Origin of the sequence: Saccharopolyspora sp. (genome assembly GCF_017434145.1) — a bacterium.
GTDB classification, from domain to species: domain Bacteria; phylum Actinomycetota; class Actinomycetes; order Mycobacteriales; family Pseudonocardiaceae; genus Saccharopolyspora_C; species Saccharopolyspora_C galaxeae.
This window is the reverse complement of record NZ_JAFRFW010000824.1, coordinates 1-1,742: the sequence shown is the minus strand read 5'-3', so window position 1 is coordinate 1,742 and position 1,742 is coordinate 1. Positions and strand designations below refer to the sequence as shown.

The 1,742-nt window shown below is 65.1% G+C and carries 3 protein-coding genes; 2 read left to right on the top strand and 1 reads right to left on the bottom strand.

The annotated features are described in order from the left end of the window. Window positions 1–133: 133 nt before the first annotated feature. On the bottom strand, window positions 134–364 hold the full coding sequence (locus tag IJH84_RS22385; protein ID WP_295148637.1) for a hypothetical protein: 231 nt from the start codon (window positions 362–364) through the stop codon (window positions 134–136). Window positions 365–672: 308 nt separating this feature from the next. Here IJH84_RS22385 and IJH84_RS22380 point away from each other — a divergent pair, with 308 nt between their 5' ends. Beyond that, window positions 673–1,524: a helix-turn-helix transcriptional regulator gene (locus IJH84_RS22380; RefSeq protein ID WP_295148635.1), complete on the top strand. Its 852-nt coding sequence runs from the start codon at window positions 673–675 to the stop codon at window positions 1,522–1,524. Then, window positions 1,521–1,712 carry a DUF397 domain-containing protein gene (locus tag IJH84_RS22375; RefSeq protein WP_200068747.1) on the top strand — a complete coding sequence of 64 codons (192 nt, stop codon included), beginning with the start codon at window positions 1,521–1,523 and terminating at the stop codon, window positions 1,710–1,712. Before IJH84_RS22380 ends, IJH84_RS22375 begins: the two co-directional genes overlap by 4 nt. The last annotated feature ends 30 nt before the right edge of the window (window positions 1,713–1,742 follow it).

Here is a 1,742-nt window from a genome sequence, read left to right as displayed (position 1 = left end):
GTGGCGTGCCCCCGCCGGCCTCCGGTCGCGCGGCGCCGTGTCGGGGCTGGGCGTCGCGGCGGGCGGGAGGCCGTCCTCGGAGTCCGGCGGTGGAGGGGCGGGAGAGCCGCTCGGGCCCGAGGAAGTTCAAGGATCAGCCGAAGAATCCGGTGATCTTCGGGAGTTCGCTGCGCAGCACCGCGTTGCACGCTTCACACGTGGGGGCGCGGACCCAGTCGAGCTCGGCGACCTCGGCGGCCAACGACACGGTGCTGCCGCACACCGCGGTCGCCTCGGTCTGCCCGCACCAGCGACGACCGCGGAAGGCGTGCCGCACCACATCACCGCTCGGCCGCCAGAAATGCCGCGCGGACACCTCAGACATCGCAGGCATCCAGACACTTCCGGCACGCATCGCGGTCGAACTCCCCATCCGGACACTCGCCACGCCGCAGATGCAACGGCCCGTACACGAAAACCCCGCACACCGCGGGCAACACACCCCCATCCGTCCGCCGCACCACGTGCCAGAACGCATCCACCGGCCCACACGACGCCGCCCACACCGACACTCAGCACCCCCAGTCAATTGCTTTACCGGCCTTACCTTTGAATGATCGACACGGGTAACTGCCGGATCAATACCCCGATCGAGGGGTGATCTTTTCGGCGCGGGACCGTAGCCTAATTTTCATGACCGGAAAATCGGAGAACACCCCGAAATCTCGGGCGCTCGGTGCTGAACTGCGCGAGTGCCGGTTCGAAACCGGCCTGACCCAGCAGCAGCTCGCCGACCGGATCGGCGTCAGCTACGTCTCGGTCTCCCGCTACGAAACCGGCTCGCGCTCACCGAAGCCCGAGGACGTGGCACAGCTGCTGACCGTCCTCGGCGTGACGGGCGACAGGTACAGCCGGCTTGTCGACCTGTCCCGCGGCGCGGACCAGCCCAACTGGCTCGACACCGGTCAAGGAATCCGGAAGGAACTGACCAGGCTGATCGAGTTCGAACGCACGGCGACCAAAATCACGGACGTCGCGATCGGCGTCATTCCAGGCCTATTGCAAACAGCTGACTACGCGCGATCCGTCATGGCCGACATGGCTACCGATGAGATCGAGCCGTACGTGGCCATGCGAGTCGGCCGCCGTGAAGTTCTGCACCGAAAGAATCCGATCAACTTCGACGCCTTCATCTCCGAAAACGTGCTCCGAGACAGGTTCGCCGGAGCGGCGACCATGCTCGAACAGCTCCGCCACCTAGAATCGATGGCAGAGCTCGAGAACGTCACCATCAATGTGATCCCCGCGGTTTCCGAACGCTGGCACCCGGCGCACGCTGGCGCTTTCATCTTCTTCGACTTCGCCAAGACCACGCCGATGGTGCATTTGGAGCACTACGCATCCGGCGTCTTTCTCTACGGCGACGACGAAGTCAGCCCCTATCGATCCGCGTTGGCTACGCTGCAACAGGTAGCGATGGACCGAGACCAGTCAGCAAAACTCATCGCCACCACCGCTCGCGAGCTGGAAGGTGCAGATCCATGACGGAACCGACGAACTGGCGCAAGTCCAGTCGTTCCCAGCAAGTCTCTAGCTGCGTCGAGGTAGGCAGGCTCCCATTAGGCGCCGCGGTGCGCGACACCAAGAATCGCGCGGCCGGTTACCTCACCGCGGACAGCACTCAGTGGTCCGCGTTCCTCGCAGCGATCAAGTCCGGCCGCTACGACCGCTGACACGCGTGCGGTGCGGGGACCGTTCACCTC

What these genes read in the sequence shown, in the direction of transcription:
- IJH84_RS22385 (WP_295148637.1), bottom strand. Translation starts at nt 364, where the DNA reads ATGTCTGAGGTGTCCGCGCGGCATTTCTGGCGGCCGAGCGGTGATGTG.
- IJH84_RS22380 (WP_295148635.1), top strand. Translation starts at nt 673, where the DNA reads ATGACCGGAAAATCGGAGAACACCCCGAAATCTCGGGCGCTCGGTGCT.
- IJH84_RS22375 (WP_200068747.1), top strand. Translation starts at nt 1,521, where the DNA reads ATGACGGAACCGACGAACTGGCGCAAGTCCAGTCGTTCCCAGCAAGTC.